The following is a 20,360-nucleotide window of genomic DNA, read 5'->3' on the forward strand; positions in this document are numbered from 1 at the left end:
CGGGGTGTCGAATCGCTGTGCATGGTATGCCCCTCTACCGGCCGGTAGATACTGGTACTAATGCCTATGTATTACTTCCTAGGGTCTATCCGCAGGTAGGCTGGGCGCCGCACGGCAATCACGCTGCAAGCCGCGCCAGACCGTGGTTTCACGAGCTGCGCATGTCACTTGGGCGCGGCGTAGCCGCCATGCGCAGGCAAGCCTTCACTGACTTTTTGCTTACATATCGGCGTCGCCCGCGTGACTGCGCCGGTGTGCTGCTGCCGACGTGCACCCCCCTGGCCTCTGCCGCGCAACCGGCTGCGCGCCATCGGCACGGGCCCTACACTGACTGGATGGCATCCACCTCCACCGCGCCTCGTTCTTCGCCCACGTCTTCACCCTCCCCTGCACGCACCGCCGTTGGTGCTGCGGCCAGGGGTGCGCCCCGGTCCCTTTCGGGGCTGCTTCCGTTTCTGCGCCCTTACCGGGGGCGCATTGCGCTGGCGGCGGTGTTCCTGGTTCTGGCGGCGCTGGTCACGCTGGCGTTTCCGCTGGCGCTGCGCGGTTTGATCGACGGCGGGCTGGTGGGCGGCAGCGCGGCCGACAAAGGCGCACACGCCATGGCCTTGCGCGGTCATTTCGAGATGCTGTTTGCCGTGGCGGTAGCACTGGGGGTGTTCTCGGCCGCGCGCTTCTACATGGTAAGTTGGCTGGGAGAGCGTGTGACGGCCGACCTGCGCGATGCCGTATACAGCCATGTATTGCGGCAAAGCCCGCAGTTCTTTGAAACCACGCAGACCGGCGAGGTGCTGTCGCGCCTGACCACGGACACTACGCTGGTGCAGACGGTGGTGGGCTCGTCGCTGTCAATGGGCCTGCGCAATGCCGTGATGGGCATTGGCGCGCTGGCCATGCTGGTGTGGACCAACCCATACGTCATGTCCATCGTTCTGGCGGCCGTGGTGCTGGTGGTGCTGCCCACCATGTGGATCGGCCGGCGGGTGCGGCGGCTGTCGCGCGACAGCCAGGACCGCGTGGCCGATTCAAGCGCCATCGCAGCCGAGGTGCTGAACGCCGTGCCGGTGGTGCAAAGCTACACGGCCGAGCCGCGAGAGTCCCTGCGTTTTCGCCAGGCCACCGAGAACGCGTTCCAGACCGCGGTCAACCGCTCGCGGGCCCGCGCGGTGCTGGTGGCCTTCATCATCATCGCCAATGCGGCGCTTCTGCTGTGGGGCCTGTACCGTGGCACGCAGGCCGTGCTGGCCGGCCACATGAGCGCGGGACACCTGGGGCAGACGGTGGTGTACATCATCCTGCTGGCAGGCGCCGTGGCCGTGCTGGGCGAGGTGTATGGCGATCTGCTGCGCGCAGCAGGCGCCACCGAGCGGCTGATGGAGTTGCTGGCCAGCCGCTCGCCCGTGGCCGATCCTGCCGCGCCGCGCCCACTGCCTACCACCGACAAGGGGTTGGAGGTGTCATTTGAGCAGGTGCACTTCCACTACCCCTCGCGTCCTGACCAACCTGCGCTGCACGACTTCTCGCTGCACCTGGTGCCCGGCGAAACCGTGGCGCTGGTGGGCGCGAGCGGTGCGGGCAAGACCACCGTATTCCAACTGCTGCAGCGCTTCTACGACGTGGACAACGCGGCAGACGGCACACCGCGCGGGCAGATCCGGCTGAACGGAGTGGACATCCGCGACCTGCGGCTTGACGACCTGCGCGCCCACATCGGCACCGTGCCGCAAGATGCTGTGATCTTCTCGGCAACCGCCATGGAGAACATACGCTACGGCAGCCCCGGTGCGACCGACGAAGCCGTCATGGCGGCCACCCGCGCGGCATTTGCGCACGATTTCATCACCGCCCTGCCCGAGGGCTACAACACGTTTTTGGGAGAACGCGGCGTGCGCCTGTCGGGCGGGCAGCGCCAGCGCATCGCCATCGCACGCGCCATGCTCAAGAACCCGCCCCTGCTGCTGCTGGACGAGGCCACCAGCGCGCTGGACGCCGAGAGCGAGCGCATGGTGCAGGCCGCACTGGACACCGCCATGCAGCGCCACACCGGCCGCCGCACCACGCTGGTCATTGCCCACCGCCTAGCCACGGTGCAAAACGCGGACCGCATCGTGGTGCTGGAGCACGGCAGGATCGTGGAGCAAGGCACCCATGCGGGGCTGCTGGCCCAGGGCGGTGTGTATGCGCGCCTGGCGGCGCTGCAGTTCACGGTGTAGAGCGCACTGGTCGGCGGGACGTGGTGAATGTGCGTGCCGTTGGGGCTGCGAGTCTGGCAGCAGACGCAATGCCTTCGGCCTAGACTATTCAAAAATCATAGCTGCCAGCGCTTTCTGGATAAGCGCTAGAGGTCAAAACACTGAAACTTTTCGATGGATGGGGTGGCTAAAAGCCTCATCAGGCCCCGGAGCTGGCCAGGAGATGTCCGCCTCACGGCCTGCTACTGCAGCGTTTCCTTGGCTGCCGCTGGCAGCGGCAGGGGCAGCACGGCAATCCCCTCTTCCAGCAGCTCCATGGCTTCATCCGGGGTGGCCTGCCCGCGGATGGCGCGCTCCTGCACCTCGCCGTAGTGCATGCGCCGCGCCTCCTCCGCAAACTGCGCGCCCACGTCTTCGGTGTGGGCCACCACCTTGCGCGCCAACTCCAGCCACGCGGCCTGCAAGGCGGGGGGCAGCGCGGCGGGTGCGGCAAGGGTCTGGGGAGCGGCAGCGCCCATCGCAGCGGGCTCGCTGGCAGCGCGGGGCTGCACGGGCTCCCGCGCACCCAGGTTCAGCCGGGGGGCGCTAAGGCGCTTTTCAATCTGGTCGTCGGCACACAGCGGGCACTGCACCAGGCCGCGCCGTCGCTGGTCCTGAAAGTCGTCTTCCGACGCGAACCAGCCCTCAAAGACGTGGGCCTGCCGGCATTGGAGGTCGAGCACCTTCATGGCAATGAACGAACGAATGCAGTGGCTGGGTGGCTACGGCGTGTGATGACGGCGTCCGGTATCAGCCGTGGCGGCGCAACAGGTAGCGGTACACAAATCCCGGAAACGCGAGTGTGAGGAACAGCGTACCGGTGATGGCATAGAACTCCCAGCCCTGCGGCGCAATCTGCCCCGCGCGGCGCTCCAGCAGCAGGGCCAGCCCGCCAACCAGGAAATACATGACCACCAACTCAGCCAGCCGCCCCACGAGCGGCTTGCGCCCACCGGCCACCGGGCCCACCACGGCCCAGCGGTGGTTCACAAACGGCAGGTTGGCGGCAATGAATGCCGCCACGATGACCAGCCAGACGGAAGCGGTAAGTGACACAGGCTACAGACGAAACGGGCGGCTACAAGCTGCAACGAGAAATCGTGGCGCTGCGGCGGCGCGGTTCCCGATGCAATCGTCGCTCGTACATCAGGTCGCCAGCGCGCGCACGACGGCGTCGGCACACAGCGTCATCAAGCCACCCGGCAGCAGGCCCAGGCCCAGCACCAGGGCGCCGTTCACGGTCAGCACCACGCGCACGTCCACGGGGGCAGACACGGTAGTGGCCGTGAGCGGAGCGTCGAAGTACATCACCTTCACCACGCGCAGATAGTAGAACGCGCCGATCAGCGACATGATCACAGCGAACACCGCAAGTGCGATGTACAGGCTTTGGCCCGAGGCCACCAGCGCCTGCAGCACCGACAGCTTGGCATAGAAACCCACCAGCGGCGGAATACCGGCCATGGAGAAAAGGCAGACCGCCATGACAGCGGCATACAGCGGGCTGCGCTGGTTCAGACCGGCAAAGTCCGAAATCTCTTCGCTCTCGAAACCCTCGCGTGCCAGCAGCAGGATCACGCCAAAGGCCGCCAGCGTGGTCAGCACATAGGTCACCACGTAGAACATCGAGGCGCTGTAGGCGTTCTCGACCGCGGTCGCGTCCACATTGCCGTTGACCACACCCGACATCAGGCCCAGCAGCACAAAGCCCATTTGCGAGATGGTGGAGTACGCCAGCATGCGCTTGAGGTTGGTCTGTGCGATGGCGGCGAGGTTACCCACCAGCAGCGAACCAATGGCCAGCACGGCCAGCATCTGCTGCCAGTCGATCGCCAGCGGCAGCAGTCCGTCCACCAGCAGGCGAATGGTGATGGCAAAGGCAGCGAGCTTGGGCGCACCGCCGATCATCAGCGTGACCGCCGTTGGAGCACCCTGGTACACGTCAGGAATCCACATGTGGAACGGCACCACGCCCAGCTTGAAAGCAAGCCCCGCCACCACAAACACCAGGCCGAACACCAGCACTTGGTGCTTGATCTGGCCGGAGTTGACAGCCTTGAACACCTGGCCGATGTCGAGAGAACCCGTGGCGCCGTACACCATGGACAGGCCATACAGCAGAAAGCCGCTGGCCATCGCGCCCAGCACAAAGTACTTCATCGCGGCCTCGGTGGCCGTGGCGTTGTCGCGGCGCAGAGCCACGAGGGCGTAGCTCGACAGGGTCAGCAGCTCCAGGCCCAGGTAGATCACGAGGAAGTTGTTGCCCGAGATCATGATGAACATGCCCAGCAGCGCAAACATCGACAGCGTGAACATTTCGCCACCGCGCAGCATGTCGCGGTCTGCCGCATAGGGACGGCTGTAGACCAGCGTGACCATCATCGCCACAGTGGCAAAACACTTGAGCCAGTTGCCCATGGCGTCGCTCACGACCATGTTGCCAAAGCCGTAGAAGGTGTTGCCGCTGCTGGCGTACATGCCCTGCAGCGCGGCCACCACGGCCAGGGTCAGCATCGTCAGCACGTAGGTGCCGGTGCGGCGCGCGCTGTGCACGCCCAGATCGACCAGCGCGATCACGCAGGCCATGACGAGCAGCACGATCTCGGGGTAGATCGCTAGCCAGCTGATGTTGTCAATCATCTTCTTGAATCTCTCAGTTCAGTCTGGTCGGGTCGTGTCAATTCAGCTTGGACAACGCGACGTGCTTGAGCAGCTCTGCCACCGAAGCGTCCATCACATCTGTGAACGGACGTGGATACAGACCCATGGCCAGCACGGCAATGGCCAACACGGCCAAGACCAGGAATTCACGGCTGTCGATATCGGTCAGACCCTTGACGTTGTCGTTGGCCACAGGCCCCAGGTACACGCGCTTGAACATCCACAGCGTGTAGGCAGCGCCAAAGATCAGCGCGGTGGCCGACGCCAGGCCGATCCAGAAGTTGGCCTTGACGGCGCCCAGGATCACCATCCACTCGCCCACAAAACCTGCAGTGCCCGGCAGGCCGCAGTTGGCCATGGCAAACAGCAGCGCAAAGGCGGTGAAGTTGGGCATGGTGTTGACCACGCCGCCATAGGCTGCGATCTCGCGGGAGTGCACGCGGTCGTACAGCACGCCGATGGACAGGAACATGGCACCCGAGACGAAACCGTGGGCAATCATTTGCACCAAGCCGCCTGCAACGCCCAGGTCGTTGAAGATGAAGAAGCCCAGCGTGACGAAGCCCATGTGCGCCACGGACGAATAAGCCACCAGCTTCTTCATGTCCTTCTGCACCATGGCCACCAGGCCCACGTAGATCACGGCGATGAGCGACAGAGCGATCATGAGCCAGGCCCATTCACGCGAGGCATCGGGAGCGATGGGCATTGAAAAGCGCAGGAAGCCGTAGGCGCCGAGCTTGAGCATGATCGCCGCCAGCACGGCGGAGCCGCCAGTGGGCGCTTCCACGTGCACGTCGGGCAGCCAGGTGTGCACCGGCCACATCGGCACCTTTACGGCAAAGGCGGCGAAGAATGCGAAGAACAAGGCGGTCTGCGCGGTGCGGCTCAGGGGCAACTGGTGCCAGGTGGCAATGTCGAAGCTGCCGCCGGACTGGTTGTACAGGTAGATCAGCGCGATCAGCATCAACAGCGAGCCGAGCAGCGTGTACAGGAAGAACTTGAACGCCGCGTAAATCTTGTTGGGCCCGCCCCAGATACCGATGATGAGGTACATCGGGATCAACGTGGCTTCAAAGAACACGTAGAACAGGATGCCATCGAGCGCGCTGAACACGCCGATCATCAGTCCCGACAGGATCAGGAACGCGCCCATGTACTGGTTCACGCGCTCGGTAATGGATTCCCACGACGCGATCACCACGATCACGGTAATGAACGCCGTGAGCGGTACGAACCAGAACGAAATGCCGTCCACACCCAGGTGGTAGTGCACGTTGAAGCGCTCGATCCACGCCGCCTTTTCGACGAACTGCATGGCGGCCGTGCCGGTTTGGAAACCGTCGTACAGCGGCAAGGTAACCAGGAAGCCGATCAGTGCGCCCACCAGCGCCAGCCATCGCACGGCACGGGCATGCTCGTCCCGCCCCACGGCGAGCAGCAGTGCGCCAAAGGCAATCGGCACCCAGATTGCAAGACTCAACAGACCCATTTTGTTGTTTTCCTTATTTGATGAGCTGCATGAAGACGTCGCCCCAGACAAACCAGGTCATCAGCGCGAACACACCCAGAATCATGACCAGCGCATAGTGGAAGATGAAACCGGACTGGATCCAGCGCACAACGCCGGACACTCCACGCACGACCTTCCAGGAGCCGTTCACCAGCCCGCCGTCGATGATGGCCTGGTCGCCGCCCTTCCACAGGCCCACACCCAGCGCACGCGCGCCGCGCGCCAGAATGTTCTCGTTGATCCAGTCGAGGTAGTACTTGTTTTCCAGCAGCGTGTAGATGGGCTGCACGCGCGTCTTGATCGCCGCAGGCAACGCGGGATTCACCATGTACATGTAGTACGAAGCCGCCACACCAGCCAGCGCCAGCCAGAACGGCGCGGTCTGCAGACCATGCACCGCCATGCCAACGGGGCCATGGAAGATCTCGGCCAGCTTGGCCATGGCGGGATGCTTGGCCGCGTCCACAAAGATCACGTCCTTGAAGAAGTCGCCGAACAGCATGGGCTGGATGAACATGAAGCCCACCACCACCGAGGGAATGGCCAGCAGCACCAGCGGCACCGTCACCACCCAGGGAGACTCATGCGGCTTGGCATCGTGCCCGTGGTGGTCGTCATGGCCGTGGTGGTCATCATGATGGTGTGCATCGGGGTTCTGGTCGTAGCGCTCCTTGCCGTGGAAGACCAGGAAATACATGCGGAACGAGTAGAACGCCGTGATGAACACGCCTGCCAGCACGGCAAAGTGCGCGAAACCCGCCGCGGGCAGCTGGCTGAAGTGCACGGCTTCGATGATGCTGTCCTTGGAATAGAAGCCCGAGAACAGCGGTGTGCCGATCAGCGCCAGCGAGCCCAGCAGCGAGGTGATCCAGGTGATGGGCATGTACTTGCGCACGCCACCCATCCACCGGATGTCCTGGTTGTGGTGCATGCCCATGATGACGGAGCCTGCGCCCAGGAACAGCAGCGCCTTGAAGAACGCGTGGGTCATGAGGTGGAACACAGCCACCGAATACGCCGAAGCGCCCAGCGCCACAGTCATGTAACCCAGTTGCGACAAGGTGGAATATGCCACCACACGCTTGATATCGTTCTGAATGATGCCGAGGAAACCCATGAACAGCGCGGTGATGGCGCCGATGACGAGGATGAAATTCAGTGCCGTGTCAGACAGCTCGAACAGGGGCGACATGCGCGCGACCATGAAGATACCGGCCGTCACCATCGTGGCCGCGTGGATCAGCGCCGAGATGGGAGTCGGGCCTTCCATCGAATCGGGCAGCCACACGTGCAGTGGAAACTGCGCGGACTTGCCCATGGCGCCGATGAACAGGCAGATGCAGATCACGGTGATCAGCATCCAGTCGGTGCCTGGGAAGGCCAGCCCACCCAGCTCGCCCGACTTGGCAAACACTTCGCCGTAGTTGAGCGTGCCGGCATAGGCGGCAATCAGGCCAATGCCCAGAATGAAGCCAAAGTCGCCCACGCGGTTGACCAGGAACGCCTTCATGTTGGCGAAGATGGCGGAAGGCTTATTGAACCAGAAGCCGATCAGCAAGTAAGACACCAGGCCCACGGCCTCCCAGCCGAAGAACAGCTGGAGCAGGTTGTTGCTCATGACCAGCATGAGCATGGAGAACGTGAACAGCGAGATGTAGGCAAAGAAGCGGTTGTAGCCTTCGTCTTCTTCCATGTAGCCGATGGTGTAGATGTGCACCATGAGTGACACAAAGGTGACCACCACCATCATCATGGCTGTGAGGCTATCCACCAGGAAGCCGACCTCCATCTTGAGCCCGCCCACCACCATCCAGGTGTAGAGGGTCTCGTTGAAACGGGCACCATCCAGCGCCACGCTCTTGAGCGTCATGGCCGACAGCACAAAGGCCACCAGCACGCCGAGGATGGTCAGGGTATGGGACAGGCGTCGGCCGATCCAGTTGCCGCCGAAGGTCGTACCAAAGATGCCGGCCAGCAGAGCGCCCGCCAGCGGGGCCAGAGGCACGGCCAGGAGCGTTGAAGCAGAGAGGGTTTGACTCATTCTTGAGAACCTTGCGAATACCGGTGAGCCATCAACCCTTGAGGGTGTTGAGGTCTTCCGCGTTGATGCTGGACTTGTTGCGGAACAGCAGCACCAGGATGGCCAGGCCGATGGCCGATTCGGCAGCCGCCACGGTCAGGATGAAGAACACGAACACCTGGCCGTGCATGTCACCCAGGTAGTGGGAGAAGGCCACGAAGTTCATGTTGACCGCCAGCAGCATCAGCTCGATGGCCATGAGCAGCACGATCAGGTTCTTGCGGTTCAGGAAGATGCCGATCACCGCCAGCGCGAACAGCATCGCGCCCAACGAGAGAAAGTGGCCCAAAGTCAGCGTCATGCTTTTTTCTCCTCGGCAGCAGCTTCGGCAGGCGCCTCGGCCACGGCCTTCTGGGTTGCGGCCACCTTCACCACTTCCAGGCGATCGCTGGCGCGCACCCGAATTTGCTCAGAAGGATTGATGGCCTTGCTGTCCTTGCGCTCGCGCAGCGTGAGCGCAATCGCGGCAATCATGGCTACCAGAAGGATCACGGCAGCAATTTCCACCGGGTAGAGGTACTCGGTGTAGAGCAACTTGCCCAGTGCCTTGGTATTGGAGTACGAGATCACCTGGCCAGCAGCATCCACCGCGGTGGCAAGGGCCTTGGGCTCGTCCATGCCGCGGAAGCCCCCCATCAGCACAGCAGCCATTTCAAGGGCAATGAGCGCGCCCACCGTGGCGGCCAGGGGAAAGTGCTTCCAGAAACCCTTGCGCACGGAGTCGATGTGGATGTCCAGCATCATCACCACGAAAAGGAACAGAACCATCACCGCGCCCAGATAGACCAACACCAGTGCGATGGCCAGGAACTCGGCTTTGAGCAGCAACCACACGGCGGAGGCCTGCGAGAACGCGAGGATGAGGTACAGCACCGCATGCACGGGGTTACGGGCGGTGATGACCCGGAAGGCTGCGAACAGCAGCACAACCGAGAAAAGGTAGAAGAAACCGGTCTTGGCGTCCATGAATCGGGTCTTTATAGAAAGTCTGGCAATAAGGCCGCGTCAGCACCGCTCAGCGGTACTTGGCGTCTGCCGCCTTGGCTGCCGCGATTTCACCTTCGTACCGGTCCCCCACGGCCAGGAGCATGTCCTTCGTGAAATACAGATCGCCACGTTTCTCGCCGTGGTACTCAAAGATGTGGGTTTCCACGATCGAGTCCACCGGGCAGCTTTCTTCACAGAAGCCGCAGAAGATGCATTTGGTCAGGTCGATGTCGTAGCGTGTGGTGCGGCGCGAGCCGTCGGCTCGCACATCCGACTCGATGGTGATGGCCATGGCCGGGCACACGGCCTCACACAGCTTGCAGGCAATGCAGCGCTCTTCACCGTTGTCGTAGCGGCGCAAGGCATGCAGACCGCGGAAACGCGGCGACAAAGGCGTCTTCTCTTCAGGAAACTGCACGGTCACCTTGCGGCGAAACGCGTAGCGGCCCGTGAGGGCCATGCCCTTGACCAGCTCCACGAGCATGAAGCTCTTGAGGAAGTCTTTGATAGAGAAAGGTGCAGCAGCAACAGTAGCAGTCATACGTGTTGTCCCCGCTTATTTCCAGATATTCCAAGGCGAGAGCAACCACCCGCCCACAAACAGCAAATACACCAGCGTGACCGGGATGAAGATCTTCCAGCCCAGACGCATGATTTGGTCATATCGGAACCGGGGGAACGTCGCCCGGATCCAGATGAACATGGACACCACCAGGAAAGTCTTGATGCCCAACCAGATCCAACCTGGGATCCAGTTGAAGAACGCGCTGTCGATGGGTGACAGCCAGCCCCCCAGGAACATGAGCGCCGCCAGAATGGACACCAGCCACATGCTGGCGTATTCGGCCAAGAAGAAGATGGCAAAGCCCATGCCGGAGTACTCGACCATGTGGCCGGCCACGATTTCGGCTTCGCCTTCCACCACGTCGAAGGGATGGCGGTTGGTTTCGGCCACGCCGGAGATCAGGTACACCAGGAAGATGGGAAGCAGCGGCAGCCAGTTCCAGGACAGGAAGGTCAGGCCCTTGTCGGCAGCCATGCCACGCCCCTGCCCCATCACTATTTCGGTCAGGTTCATGCTGCCCGACACCATGATCACCACCAGGAAGCAGAAGCCCATGGCGATTTCGTAACTCACCATCTGTGCGGACGCGCGCAGTGCACCCAGGAAGGCGTACTTGGAGTTCGACGCCCAGCCAGCGATGATCACGCCGTACACCTCGATGGAGGTGATCGCCATCACCAGCAACAGGCCGGCATTGATGTTGGCCAGTGCCACATCGGGCCCAAACGGAATCGCCACCCACGCGGCCAGCGCCGGCATGATGGCCATGACGGGGCCGAGCACGAACAAACCCTTGCTGGCGGCTGTCGGCTGGATGATTTCCTTGGTCAGCAGCTTGAGCGCGTCGGCGATGGGCTGCAGCAAGCCCATGGGGCCGACGCGGTTCGGACCGTGACGCACCTGCATGAAGCCCAGCAGCTTGCGCTCCCACAGCGTGAGGTACGCCACTGCGCCCATCAGGGGAGCCAGAATGCAGACGATCTTGATCAGGATCCAGAGCACCGGCCAGACGATGCCGGTCCACCAGCCAAAGGAAAGCAGGTTGAGGCCCGCGTTGTAGATCGCGTCGATCATGCGGCCACTCCTTCACGAGCCAAACGCGCGTCGGCTGTCAGTTGCAGCGACGTGGCACGGCGCACCAGGCCGTCCAGTTGATAAATGCTGGCCACCACTGGCTCACCCGCTGGGCGCGTTGTGCCATCAGCCGCAGGAGCTTGTGCCACGGCATTGGACAGCTGGTCCGCAGGCAGGTGCGTGAGGCTGCCTGCGGGTGCGTTGGTAGCGCGGGCCAGGACGTCCTGCGAGGTCTCAAAGTCAAAACCCGGCACGCCGAGCACATTGGCCAGCACGCGCAGCACCTTCCAGGCGGGACGGGTGTCGCCCAGCGGACGCACCACGGCATGGAAACTTTGCAGTCGGCCTTCGGCGTTGACGAAGCTGCCGGAGGTTTCGGTGAACGGCGCGATGGGCAACAGCACATCACTGATGTCCATATTGGCCTTGAACGGGCTCATGGTCACGACCATCTGGGCCTGGCCGATGGCGGCAGCCGCCTGGGCACCATTGGCAGCGTCAAAGACGGGTTCGGTGTTCAGCAGTAGCACGGCCTTGAGGCCACCGGCCAGCATCTGGCCAGCATTCAAGCCATTGCCCACCGGGCGTGCGCCAGCGAACTGGGCGCCCACGGTGTTGGCGGCTTCGGTGAGGTACCCGACCGTGGCGCCGGTCTGCTCGCCGATCCAGTTGGCCAAGGCCAGCAGTTGTGTGGCTTGCGCATGGTGTGCAGCGGCATTGCCCAGCAGCACGGCCTTGCGTTCGCCGCCCAGCAGCGAGCGGGCGATGGCGAGCGCAGCTTCATTGGCTTCGCCGGCATTTGCGGGTGCGGCCACGCCCTTTTCCTGTGCCACGGCGGCTGCAATGCTGCCCAGGGTCTGCACCCAGTGGCCAGCGCCTTGCAGCAGCGAGTGCTGAACAGGCATGGCCCAGTCGGCCAAGGCCGAATCGACCACGCTGACTTGGCAGCCATGGCGCGCCGCTTGGCGGATGCGCTGGGCGAACAACGGATGGTCCTTGCGCAGATTGGAACCCACGACCAGCACGCGCTGCAGCGTGGACAGCGAGGCGATGGACGTGCCCAGCCAGCGGGCGCCTTCGTAGGTGGCGAATTCGGCGTTGCGCAGGCGGTAGTCGATGCTGTCGCTGCCCAGGCCGCGCACCAGCGCGGAAGCCAGGTACAGCTCTTCGAGCGTGCTGTGCGGACTGACCAAGGCGCCGACGCTGTTGGCCCCGTGGTCGTTCTTGATGTTCTTGAGACCGTTGGCAACGTATTCCAGCGCAGTCTGCCAGTCGACTTCCTTCCAGACACCGCCCTGCTTGAGCATGGGCTGGGTCAGGCGCTGGTCGCTGTTGAGCGATTCGTACGAGAAGCGGTCGCGGTCCGCGATCCAGCATTCGTTCACGGCTTCGTTCTCGAACGGAACGACCCGCATGACCTTGTGGTTCTTGACCTGGACGATGAGGTTGGCGCCGGTGGAGTCGTGCGGGCTGACCGAGCGGCGGCGGGACAGTTCCCAGGTGCGGGCGCTGTATCGGAAAGGCTTGCTCGTGAGCGCGCCCACGGGGCAGATGTCGATCATATTGCCCGACAGCTCGGAGTCCACGGTATCGCCCACCACGGTGGTGATCTCGGAATGCTCGCCGCGGTGGATCATGCCCAGTTCCATCACGCCGGCCACTTCCTGGCCGAAGCGCACGCAGCGGGTGCAATGGATGCAGCGGCTCATCTCTTCCATGGAGATCAGCGGGCCCACGTCCTTGTGGAAGACCACGCGCTTTTCTTCTTCGTAGCGCGAGGAAGAGCCGCCGTAGCCCACGGCCAGGTCCTGCAACTGGCACTCACCGCCCTGGTCGCAGATAGGGCAATCCAGCGGGTGGTTGATGAGCAGGAATTCCATGACCGACTGCTGGGCCTTGATGGCCTTGTCGCTCTTGGTGCGCACGATCATGCCCTGCGTCACCGGAGTGGCGCACGCAGGCATGGGCTTGGGAGCCTTCTCCACGTCCACCAGGCACATGCGGCAGTTGGCGGCGATGGAGAGCTTCTTGTGATAACAGAAATGGGGGATGTAGGTGCCGGCCTTCTCGGCTGCATGCATCACCATGCAGCCTTCGGCGACTTCTACTTTCTGCCCGTCGAGTTCGATTTCAACCATATGCGTTTCTCGCGATCAGGCGGAGGCGGAAGCCTGAGGGGACTTCTCGTTGCGGATCAGTGCTTCGAATTCCGGACGGAAGTGCTTGATCATGGCGCGCACCGGCATGGCCGCTGCGTCACCCAGCGCGCAGATGGTGCGGCCCTGGATGTTGTCTGCCACCGAGTTCAGCAGGTCCAAGTCGCCATCGCGCCCTTGGCCGTGCTGGATCCGGTCGATCACACGCCACATCCAGCCCGTGCCCTCGCGGCAGGGAGTGCACTGGCCGCAGGACTCGTGCGAGTAGAAATAGGACAGACGCAGCAGGCTTTCGACCATGCTGCGGGAGTCGTCCATCACGATAACGGCGCCCGAGCCCAGCATGGAGCCGGCCTTGGCGATGGAGTCGTAATCCATCGTGCATTCCATGATGATCGACGCAGGCAGTACCGGTGCGGACGAACCACCGGGGATCACTGCCTTGAGTTGGCGACCCTTGCGAACGCCACCGGCCAGTTCAAGCAGCTTGGCAAACGGGGTACCCAGCGGTACTTCGTAGTTGCCAGGCTTCTCCACGTCACCGGAGACTGAGAAAATCTTGGTGCCGCCGTTGTTGGGTTTACCGCATTCCAGGTAGGCCTGCCCACCGTTGCGGATGATCCACGGCACGGCAGCGAATGTCTCCGTGTTGTTGATGGTGGTGGGCTTGCCGTAGAGGCCGAAGCTCGCGGGAAATGGCGGCTTGAAGCGCGGCTGGCCCTTCTTGCCTTCCAGCGACTCAAGGAGCGCGGTTTCTTCACCACAGATGTAAGCGCCGAAGCCGTGCGCTGCATGCAGCTGAAAGCTGAAGTTGCTGCCCAGGATCTTGTCACCCAGGTAGCCCGCCGCGCGTGCTTCTTCGAGGGCCTCTTCGAAGCGTTCGTAGGTCTGGAAGATTTCGCCGTGGATGTAGTTGTAGCCCACGGAGATGCCCATCGCGTAAGCCGCGATGATCATGCCTTCGATGACGATGTGGGGGTTGAACTGCAGGATGTCACGGTCCTTGCATGTGCCCGGCTCGCCTTCATCGGAGTTACACACCAAGTACTTCTGACCAGGGAACGAGCGGGGCATGAAGCTCCACTTAAGACCGGTGGGGAAGCCCGCTCCGCCGCGGCCACGCAGGCCCGATTCCTTGACGGTGGCGATGACCTGGTCCTGCGTCAGCGGCTCGCCGCCGTCGGTGCCCAGGATCTTGCGCAGTGCGGCATAGCCGCCGCGCGCTTCGTAGCCCTTGATGCTCCAATTTGTACCATCCAGGCCCGCATAGATCTGCGGGTTGATGTGGCGGTCGTGGAAGCAGGTCTGGACGCCGGTAGCCTGGAACTGCGAGAGGATTTGTGCGGCGGTGGTCATGCTTGCCCTTCTGCAGCGCGCAGGCCGTCCACCAACTGGTCGAGCTTGTCGTTGTCCATGAAGCTGCACATGGTGCGGTCGTTGACCAGCATCACGGGTGCATCGGCGCAAGCGCCCAAACATTCGCACTGCTGCAGCGTGAACAGGCCGTCGGCCGTGGTCTCGCCCATGGCCACGCCAAGCTTCTTCTCCAGGTGATGCAGTGCCTTCTGGCCGTCGCGCAACTGGCAAGGCAGGTTGGTGCAGACGTTGAGCTTGTACTTGCCCGTCGGCTGCTGGTTGTACATGTTGTAGAACGTGGTGACTTCATGCACCGCGATCTGGGCCATGCCCAGGTAGTCGGCAATCACGGCCTCGCTCTCAGCGCTGACCCAACCCTGCTCCTGCTGCACGATGGACAAGCAGGCCATCACGGCGGACTGCGCCTGCTCGGGCGGGTACTTGGCCACTTCGCGAGCGAAGCGCGCCAGTGTGGCCTCGGTGATCTTGGTGTTGGTGATGCTGCTGCTCATCGGTCGATCTCTCCGAAGACGATATCCATGGTGCCGATGATGGCCACGGCGTCGGCGATCATGTGGCCGCGGGCCATTTCATCGAGCGTGGCCAGGTGCGCAAAACCCGGCGCGCGGATCTTCAGGCGGTAAGGCTTGTTGGCGCCATCGCTCACGAGGTAAATGCCGAACTCGCCCTTCGGGTGCTCGACCGCCGCATAGGCTTCGCCTTCGGGAACATGGAAACCCTCGGTGAAGAGCTTGAAGTGGTGGATCAGCTCTTCCATGTTGGACTTCATGGACTCGCGCGCGGGCGCCGCCACCTTGTGGTTATCGGTGATGACAGGACCCGGATTGGCGCGCAGCCAGTCCACGCACTGCTTGATGATGCGGTTGGACTCGCGCATTTCCTGCACGCGCACCAGGTAGCGGTCATAGCAGTCGCCGGTCTTGCCCACGGGGATGTCGAAGTCCACGCGGTCGTACACGTCGTAGGGCTGCGTCTTGCGCAGATCCCACGCAATGCCAGAGCCACGGATCATGGGGCCGGTCATGCCCAGATTGAGCGCACGCTCGGGTGGCACCACACCGATGCCCACGGTGCGCTGCTTCCAGATGCGGTTGTCGGTCAACAGCGTTTCGTACTCGTCCACGCAGCCAGGGAAACGCCTCGTGAAGTCGTCGATGAAGTCCAGCAGCGAGCCCTGGCGGTTCTGGTTCAGCGCTTCCAATGCCTTGGCGTTCTTGATCTTGCTGACCTTGTACTGCGGCATGCTGTCCGGCAGGTCGCGGTACACGCCACCGGGACGGAAGTACGCCGCGTGCATGCGCGCGCCGGAGACGGCCTCGTACATATCGAACAGGTCTTCGCGCTCACGGAAGGTGTAGATCAGGATGGTGGAGCTGCCACAGTCGTTGCCATGCGAGCCCAGCCACATCAGGTGGTTGAGCAGGCGGGTGATCTCGGCAAACATCACACGGATGTACTGCGCGCGCAGAGGCACTTCCAGGCCCAGGAGCTTTTCGATGGCCAGGCAGTAGGCGTGCTCGTTGGACATCATGGACACGTAGTCCAAGCGGTCCATGTAGGGCAGTGACTGGATGTAGGTCTTGTGCTCGGCCAGCTTTTCGGTGGCGCGGTGCAGCAGACCGATGTGTGGGTCGGCACGCTGCACGACCTCACCGTCCAGCTCCAGCACCAAGCGCAGCACGCCGTGTGCTGCCGGGTGCTGCGGCCCAAAGTTCAGTGAATAGTTCTTGATTTCAGCCATGGTGAGTCACATGGGGCGCACAGCGCCTCAGTGCAGGCCTCCGTACTTGTCTTCGCGGATGATGCGCGGAGTGATCTCGCGCGGTTCGATCGACACGGGCTCATAGACCACGCGGCGTTGTTCCGTGTCGTAGCGCATCTCAACGTGACCGGACAGCGGAAAATCCTTCCGGAAGGGGTGGCCGATGAAACCGTAGTCGGTCAGGATGCGGCGCAGGTCGTTGTGGCCGTCGAACACGATGCCAAACAGGTCGAACGCCTCACGCTCGTACCAGTTGGCCGAGTTCCACAGGTCGGACACCGAGGCAACGACGGGAAAGTCGTCGTCCGTGCAGAACACCTTCACGCGCAAGCGCTGGTTCAGGCTCACGGAAAGCAGGTGCGACACCACGCAGTAGCGCGGCCCCTCGTTCACTTCGTCGGCATATGCAGAGTAGTCGACTCCACAGAGGTCGACGAGCTGCTCGAACTGACAGCCCGGCGTGTCGCGCAGCAGGCGCATGGCGGCCAGGTAATCTGCCGCAGAGATCACCACGGTGACCTCGTCCAGTGCGACATGAATCTTGCGAACCTTATCGCCGAGCACCGCAGCGACGGTGTCTTTGATCTTTTCAGGATGGATGGCTACAGACGTCATCACCCCTCCTCAGACGCGCGCAATGGTGTTGGTGCGGCGGATCTTCTGCTGCAGCTGGATGATGCCGTAGATCAGCGCTTCCGCCGTGGGAGGGCAGCCAGGCACATACACATCCACGGGCACAATGCGGTCGCAACCACGCACCACGGAATAGCTGTAGTGGTAGTAACCACCGCCGTTGGCACACGAACCCATGGACAGCACCCAGCGGGGCTCGGACATCTGGTCGTACACCTTGCGCAAGGCCGGAGCCATCTTGTTGCACAAGGTACCCGCCACGATCATCAGATCAGACTGGCGGGGGCTTGCACGAAACACCTCGGCGCCAAAGCGGCCGATGTCGTAACGGGCAGCGGCCGCGTGCATCATTTCGACCGCGCAGCAGGCCAGACCGAACGTCATGGGCCACAGCGAGCCTGTTTTGGCCCAGTTCACCACGGAGTCGTAGCTCGTGGTGATGAAGCCTTCCTTCATCACGCCTTCAATCATTGCATCAGTCCTTGTTGGAGCCCGCGCTCATTCCCAGTCGAGGGCGCCCTTTTTCCACTCGTAGGCAAAGCCCACGACGAGGATGGCCAGGAAAATCACCACAGCCACAAAACCGGCCATGCCTACTTCGTGCAGCGTGACAGCCCACGGGAAGAGGAAGGCGATTTCGAGGTCAAACAGAATGAAGAGGATGGCGACGAGGTAGTAGCGCACATCGAACTTCATGCGCGCATCTTCGAAGGCTTCGAAGCCGCACTCGTAGGGGGAATTTTTTGCGTCATCCGGACGGTTGGGGCCCAGGACATAACCCAGAACCAGGGGGACAACGCCGACGGCGATGCCAACCAAGATGAACAAAAGGACGGGGAGGTACTGATCGAGGTTCATCTTGAGGATGTGCTCACCGCTGTGGCCCTGCCCAACATGAACCGCAGCGGGTCATGTGGGGGAGCCTTTGTTTTGGTGCCGTCGGCGAGACTCGAACTCGCACAGCTTTCGCCACTACCCCCTCAAGATAGCGTGTCTACCAATTTCACCACGACGGCTGGTTGTTGCATCTGGATGGCATGAGGAACCTTGCGGTTTTGGCTTTCCAGACAATCCCGGATTCTACCCCGGAAAAACCCTGTAACAGCTTACGCTGCGCAATTTTGCGCAGATTATTTGGTCGGGATCTGCGCTGCGCCCGATGCAGGCACAGCAGGTGATACGGCAGCATCCGACGCTGCACCCGCAGCAGGCACCGCAGCAGTCGGAGCCTCCAGCACACTGCCAGTGCTAGCGGGGCGCGAGTTGCCAAAATACGCCAGCGTCAGCGTGGCCGCAAAGAACACAAAGGCCAGCACAGCAGTGGTGCGCGAGAGGAAGTTGGCGCTGCCACTGGCACCGAACAAGCTACCCGAACTGCCACTGCCGAAGGCCGCACCCATGTCGGCACCCTTGCCATGCTGGATGAGGATCAGGCCAATCATCCCGAGGGCCGTCAACATCTGCACAGCCAAGACCACATTCACGATCGCATTCATTCTCTGTTCACTCCTGATTGTCTAACTGGTTGGGAAGCGGCCTCAACCGGCCGCCGCAATGATCTGTAAAAAGTCGGGCGCCTTGAGCGACGCACCGCCCACAAGCCCACCATCAATATCTGGCTGCGCCAGCAGCTGCGCTGCATTGGCCGCGTTCATGCTGCCACCGTAGAGCAAGCGGATGCGGTCAGCATGCTCACTGGCCGCAGCCAGCTGGGCGCGCAACACCGCATGCACGGCTTGGGCTTGCTCGGGGGTCGCCGTGCGCCCGGTGCCGATCGCCCACACAGGCTCATACGCCACCACCACTTCGCTGATGCAATGGCCGTTGACGTGGATAACTGCGGCCAACTGGCGCTTGACAACCGCCTCCGTCTGACCTGCCTCACGCTCTTGCAGGGTCTCGCCCACGCACACGATGGGCGTGACACCCGCAGCCAGCGCGCGTTGGGTTTTTTCCGCAACGACGGCGTCGGATTCGCCGTGGTACTGACGCCGCTCAGAGTGGCCTACCAGCACATAGCGCACACCAAAATCCTTCAGCATGGCCGCCGAGATTTCTCCGGTGTAGGCACCAGCATCGTGCTGAGACACATCCTGCGCAGCCACCGCCACCCCCGAGTCGGCAGTGAGCGCCTGAATCTGCGCAAGGTACGGCGAAGGCACGGCCACTGCGACATCGCAAGCCGGTTCGCCCACACCCGCCACAAGGGCTTTTACCAAGGCTTCGTTGGCAGCCAGGCTGCCATTCATCTTCCAGTTGCCTGCGATGAGTTTTTTCTTGCTGCTGCTCATTGTCGGGTCACCAGGTCAAAACAATCTTGCCGATATGTTGGTTGGATTCCATCAGGGCGTGGGCCTTGGACGCATCTGCGGCCGCAAACGTGCTGTGGATGACCGGGCGGACCGTGCCCGCCGCCAGCAAGGGCCACACACGATCACGCAGCGACCGCGCAATGGCGCCCTTGAACGACACAGGCCGTGGCCGCAGTGTGGAGCCTGTGATGGTGAGCCGACGCCGCAACACCAAACCGGCGTTGAACTCGCTCTTTACCCCCCCCTGCACGGCGATGATGACGATGCGACCATCTTCGGCCACACATTCCACCTCGCGGGCGACGTAGTCACCCGCGACCATGTCCAGCACCACGTCGACGCCCCGTCCTTCGGTGATGCGCTTGGCCTCGGCCACAAAATCTTGCGACTTGTAGTTGATGGCGTGGTGCGCCCCTAGTCGCACACATGCGGCGCACTTCTCGTCGCTACCCGCAGTAGCGATCACGGTGGCGCCAAACGCGCGCGCCAACTGTATGGCCGTCACGCCAATCCCGCTGGTGCCGCCTTGCACCAGCAAGGTTTCGCCGCTCTGCAGACACCCGCGGTCAAACACGTTACTCCACACCGTGAAGAACGTTTCAGGCAGAGAAGCAGCTTCGATGTCACTGAACCCGGCTGGCACCGGGAGGCATTGCTCAACGGGCGCCACACACCACTGTGCATACCCCCCGCCCGCAACCAGAGCGCAGACGCGATCACCCAACTGAATGCCAGCACGCGCCAGGACCTCGGCATCACCCGATTCCACGACACCGGCCACCTCCAGCCCAGGCAAGTCGGAGGTACCCGGCGGCGGCGCGTAGTGCCCCAGCCGCTGCAGCACGTCAGGCCTGTTGATGCCGCTTGCGGCGACACGGATCAGCAACTCACCCGCGGCCGGCTGCGGCTTAGCGCGGTCCGCCAATGCCAGCACATCGGGCCCGCCAAAGGACGTGATGGCGACGGCTTGCATGGTTTGGTTCATGGGTTTGAATTTGAATGATTTTGG

At 62.6% G+C, this 20,360-nt stretch carries 20 protein-coding genes and 1 tRNA gene; 1 reads left to right on the top strand and 20 read right to left on the bottom strand.

The genetic code is table 11. The features are described 5' to 3' along the window. Positions 1-335 precede the first annotated feature (335 nt). The gene (locus tag ACK4HJ_RS06345) at positions 336-2,213 is read left to right on the top strand and encodes an ABC transporter transmembrane domain-containing protein (RefSeq protein ID WP_409828873.1); all 1,878 of its coding nucleotides are present in this window, start codon (positions 336-338) and stop codon (positions 2,211-2,213) included. A gap of 221 nt (positions 2,214-2,434) precedes the next feature. On the opposite strand, the gene ACK4HJ_RS06350 is transcribed toward ACK4HJ_RS06345, so the two are convergent. The 20 genes from ACK4HJ_RS06350 to ACK4HJ_RS06445 all read right to left on the bottom strand — a co-directional run bounded on the left by ACK4HJ_RS06350 (position 2,435) and on the right by ACK4HJ_RS06445 (position 20,324). Then, positions 2,435-2,920 carry a DUF1178 family protein gene (locus ACK4HJ_RS06350; protein WP_409828876.1) on the bottom strand — a complete coding sequence of 162 codons (486 nt, stop codon included), beginning with the start codon at positions 2,918-2,920 and terminating at the stop codon, positions 2,435-2,437. Positions 2,921-2,981: 61 nt separating this feature from the next. Next, positions 2,982-3,287, bottom strand: coding sequence for a DUF2818 family protein (locus ACK4HJ_RS06355; RefSeq protein WP_409828879.1), 306 nt, complete (start codon positions 3,285-3,287; stop codon positions 2,982-2,984). 90 nt (positions 3,288-3,377) lie between these two features. Further along, entirely contained in the window at positions 3,378-4,871 is a 1,494-nt protein-coding gene (nuoN, locus tag ACK4HJ_RS06360; RefSeq protein ID WP_409828882.1) for an NADH-quinone oxidoreductase subunit NuoN, read from the bottom strand. Positions 4,872-4,908: 37 nt separating this feature from the next. Further along, a complete protein-coding gene (locus ACK4HJ_RS06365; RefSeq protein WP_409828885.1) occupies positions 4,909-6,384 on the bottom strand; it encodes an NADH-quinone oxidoreductase subunit M in 1,476 nt (491 codons plus the stop codon). A gap of 13 nt (positions 6,385-6,397) precedes the next feature. Then, a complete protein-coding gene (nuoL, locus tag ACK4HJ_RS06370; protein WP_409828888.1) occupies positions 6,398-8,446 on the bottom strand; it encodes an NADH-quinone oxidoreductase subunit L in 2,049 nt (682 codons plus the stop codon). A gap of 31 nt (positions 8,447-8,477) precedes the next feature. Continuing rightward, complete coding sequence (gene nuoK, locus ACK4HJ_RS06375; protein WP_005793248.1) at positions 8,478-8,786, bottom strand: NADH-quinone oxidoreductase subunit NuoK; 309 nt, start codon at positions 8,784-8,786, stop codon at positions 8,478-8,480. Continuing rightward, entirely contained in the window at positions 8,783-9,451 is a 669-nt protein-coding gene (locus ACK4HJ_RS06380; protein ID WP_409828892.1) for an NADH-quinone oxidoreductase subunit J, read from the bottom strand. Before ACK4HJ_RS06380 ends, nuoK begins: the two co-directional genes overlap by 4 nt. 49 nt (positions 9,452-9,500) lie before the next feature. Further along, on the bottom strand, positions 9,501-10,013 hold the full coding sequence (gene nuoI, locus ACK4HJ_RS06385; RefSeq protein ID WP_409828895.1) for an NADH-quinone oxidoreductase subunit NuoI: 513 nt from the start codon (positions 10,011-10,013) through the stop codon (positions 9,501-9,503). Positions 10,014-10,028: 15 nt separating this feature from the next. After that, entirely contained in the window at positions 10,029-11,111 is a 1,083-nt protein-coding gene (nuoH, locus tag ACK4HJ_RS06390; RefSeq protein WP_409828898.1) for an NADH-quinone oxidoreductase subunit NuoH, read from the bottom strand. After that, on the bottom strand, positions 11,108-13,249 hold the full coding sequence (nuoG, locus tag ACK4HJ_RS06395; RefSeq protein ID WP_409828901.1) for an NADH-quinone oxidoreductase subunit NuoG: 2,142 nt from the start codon (positions 13,247-13,249) through the stop codon (positions 11,108-11,110). The genes nuoH and nuoG overlap by 4 nt, the downstream gene beginning before the upstream one ends. Before the next feature lie 15 nt (positions 13,250-13,264). Further along, positions 13,265-14,623: an NADH-quinone oxidoreductase subunit NuoF gene (nuoF, locus tag ACK4HJ_RS06400; RefSeq protein ID WP_409828903.1), complete on the bottom strand. Its 1,359-nt coding sequence runs from the start codon at positions 14,621-14,623 to the stop codon at positions 13,265-13,267. Further along, the gene (nuoE, locus tag ACK4HJ_RS06405; protein WP_409828907.1) at positions 14,620-15,135 is read right to left on the bottom strand and encodes an NADH-quinone oxidoreductase subunit NuoE; all 516 of its coding nucleotides are present in this window, start codon (positions 15,133-15,135) and stop codon (positions 14,620-14,622) included. The genes nuoF and nuoE overlap by 4 nt, the downstream gene beginning before the upstream one ends. Next, positions 15,132-16,385, bottom strand: a complete 1,254-nt coding sequence (locus ACK4HJ_RS06410; RefSeq protein WP_409828910.1) for an NADH-quinone oxidoreductase subunit D — start codon at positions 16,383-16,385, stop codon at positions 15,132-15,134. Before ACK4HJ_RS06410 ends, nuoE begins: the two co-directional genes overlap by 4 nt. Before the next feature lie 27 nt (positions 16,386-16,412). Next, entirely contained in the window at positions 16,413-17,021 is a 609-nt protein-coding gene (locus ACK4HJ_RS06415; protein ID WP_409828913.1) for an NADH-quinone oxidoreductase subunit C, read from the bottom strand. Positions 17,022-17,030: 9 nt separating this feature from the next. Beyond that, positions 17,031-17,510 (bottom strand): NuoB/complex I 20 kDa subunit family protein, encoded by a 480-nt coding sequence (locus ACK4HJ_RS06420; protein WP_007849129.1) that lies wholly within the window; start codon positions 17,508-17,510, stop codon positions 17,031-17,033. Positions 17,511-17,537: 27 nt separating this feature from the next. Beyond that, positions 17,538-17,897 (bottom strand): NADH-quinone oxidoreductase subunit A, encoded by a 360-nt coding sequence (locus tag ACK4HJ_RS06425; protein ID WP_409828916.1) that lies wholly within the window; start codon positions 17,895-17,897, stop codon positions 17,538-17,540. 73 nt (positions 17,898-17,970) lie between these two features. Beyond that, a tRNA-Leu gene (locus ACK4HJ_RS06430) sits at positions 17,971-18,055 on the bottom strand. A gap of 114 nt (positions 18,056-18,169) precedes the next feature. Beyond that, positions 18,170-18,535 (bottom strand): preprotein translocase subunit SecG, encoded by a 366-nt coding sequence (gene secG / locus ACK4HJ_RS06435; protein WP_409828919.1) that lies wholly within the window; start codon positions 18,533-18,535, stop codon positions 18,170-18,172. 42 nt (positions 18,536-18,577) lie between these two features. Then, positions 18,578-19,330: a triose-phosphate isomerase gene (gene tpiA, locus ACK4HJ_RS06440; RefSeq protein ID WP_409828921.1), complete on the bottom strand. Its 753-nt coding sequence runs from the start codon at positions 19,328-19,330 to the stop codon at positions 18,578-18,580. 7 nt (positions 19,331-19,337) lie between these two features. Beyond that, positions 19,338-20,324, bottom strand: coding sequence for an NAD(P)H-quinone oxidoreductase (locus ACK4HJ_RS06445; RefSeq protein WP_409829263.1), 987 nt, complete (start codon positions 20,322-20,324; stop codon positions 19,338-19,340). Positions 20,325-20,360: the final 36 nt, after the last annotated feature.

The sequence above is a fragment of the Acidovorax sp. genome (assembly GCF_046294525.1).
Taxonomy (GTDB): Bacteria; Pseudomonadota; Gammaproteobacteria; order Burkholderiales; family Burkholderiaceae_C; genus Acidovorax.

Excerpts from the sequence above, each read along its gene's own strand:
- ACK4HJ_RS06345 (WP_409828873.1), top strand. The coding sequence starts at position 336 with ATGGCATCCACCTCCACCGCGCCTCGTTCTTCGCCCACGTCTTCACCC.
- ACK4HJ_RS06350 (WP_409828876.1), bottom strand. The coding sequence starts at position 2,920 with ATGAAGGTGCTCGACCTCCAATGCCGGCAGGCCCACGTCTTTGAGGGC.
- nuoN (WP_409828882.1), bottom strand. The coding sequence starts at position 4,871 with ATGATTGACAACATCAGCTGGCTAGCGATCTACCCCGAGATCGTGCTG.
- ACK4HJ_RS06365 (WP_409828885.1), bottom strand. The coding sequence starts at position 6,384 with ATGGGTCTGTTGAGTCTTGCAATCTGGGTGCCGATTGCCTTTGGCGCA.
- nuoL (WP_409828888.1), bottom strand. The coding sequence starts at position 8,446 with ATGAGTCAAACCCTCTCTGCTTCAACGCTCCTGGCCGTGCCTCTGGCC.
- nuoK (WP_005793248.1), bottom strand. The coding sequence starts at position 8,786 with ATGACGCTGACTTTGGGCCACTTTCTCTCGTTGGGCGCGATGCTGTTC.
- ACK4HJ_RS06380 (WP_409828892.1), bottom strand. The coding sequence starts at position 9,451 with ATGGACGCCAAGACCGGTTTCTTCTACCTTTTCTCGGTTGTGCTGCTG.
- nuoI (WP_409828895.1), bottom strand. The coding sequence starts at position 10,013 with ATGACTGCTACTGTTGCTGCTGCACCTTTCTCTATCAAAGACTTCCTC.
- nuoH (WP_409828898.1), bottom strand. The coding sequence starts at position 11,111 with ATGATCGACGCGATCTACAACGCGGGCCTCAACCTGCTTTCCTTTGGC.
- nuoG (WP_409828901.1), bottom strand. The coding sequence starts at position 13,249 with ATGGTTGAAATCGAACTCGACGGGCAGAAAGTAGAAGTCGCCGAAGGC.
- nuoF (WP_409828903.1), bottom strand. The coding sequence starts at position 14,623 with ATGACCACCGCCGCACAAATCCTCTCGCAGTTCCAGGCTACCGGCGTC.
- nuoE (WP_409828907.1), bottom strand. The coding sequence starts at position 15,135 with ATGAGCAGCAGCATCACCAACACCAAGATCACCGAGGCCACACTGGCG.
- ACK4HJ_RS06410 (WP_409828910.1), bottom strand. The coding sequence starts at position 16,385 with ATGGCTGAAATCAAGAACTATTCACTGAACTTTGGGCCGCAGCACCCG.
- ACK4HJ_RS06415 (WP_409828913.1), bottom strand. The coding sequence starts at position 17,021 with ATGACGTCTGTAGCCATCCATCCTGAAAAGATCAAAGACACCGTCGCT.
- ACK4HJ_RS06420 (WP_007849129.1), bottom strand. The coding sequence starts at position 17,510 with ATGATTGAAGGCGTGATGAAGGAAGGCTTCATCACCACGAGCTACGAC.
- ACK4HJ_RS06425 (WP_409828916.1), bottom strand. The coding sequence starts at position 17,897 with ATGAACCTCGATCAGTACCTCCCCGTCCTTTTGTTCATCTTGGTTGGC.
- secG (WP_409828919.1), bottom strand. The coding sequence starts at position 18,535 with ATGAATGCGATCGTGAATGTGGTCTTGGCTGTGCAGATGTTGACGGCC.
- tpiA (WP_409828921.1), bottom strand. The coding sequence starts at position 19,330 with ATGAGCAGCAGCAAGAAAAAACTCATCGCAGGCAACTGGAAGATGAAT.
- ACK4HJ_RS06445 (WP_409829263.1), bottom strand. The coding sequence starts at position 20,324 with ATGCAAGCCGTCGCCATCACGTCCTTTGGCGGGCCCGATGTGCTGGCA.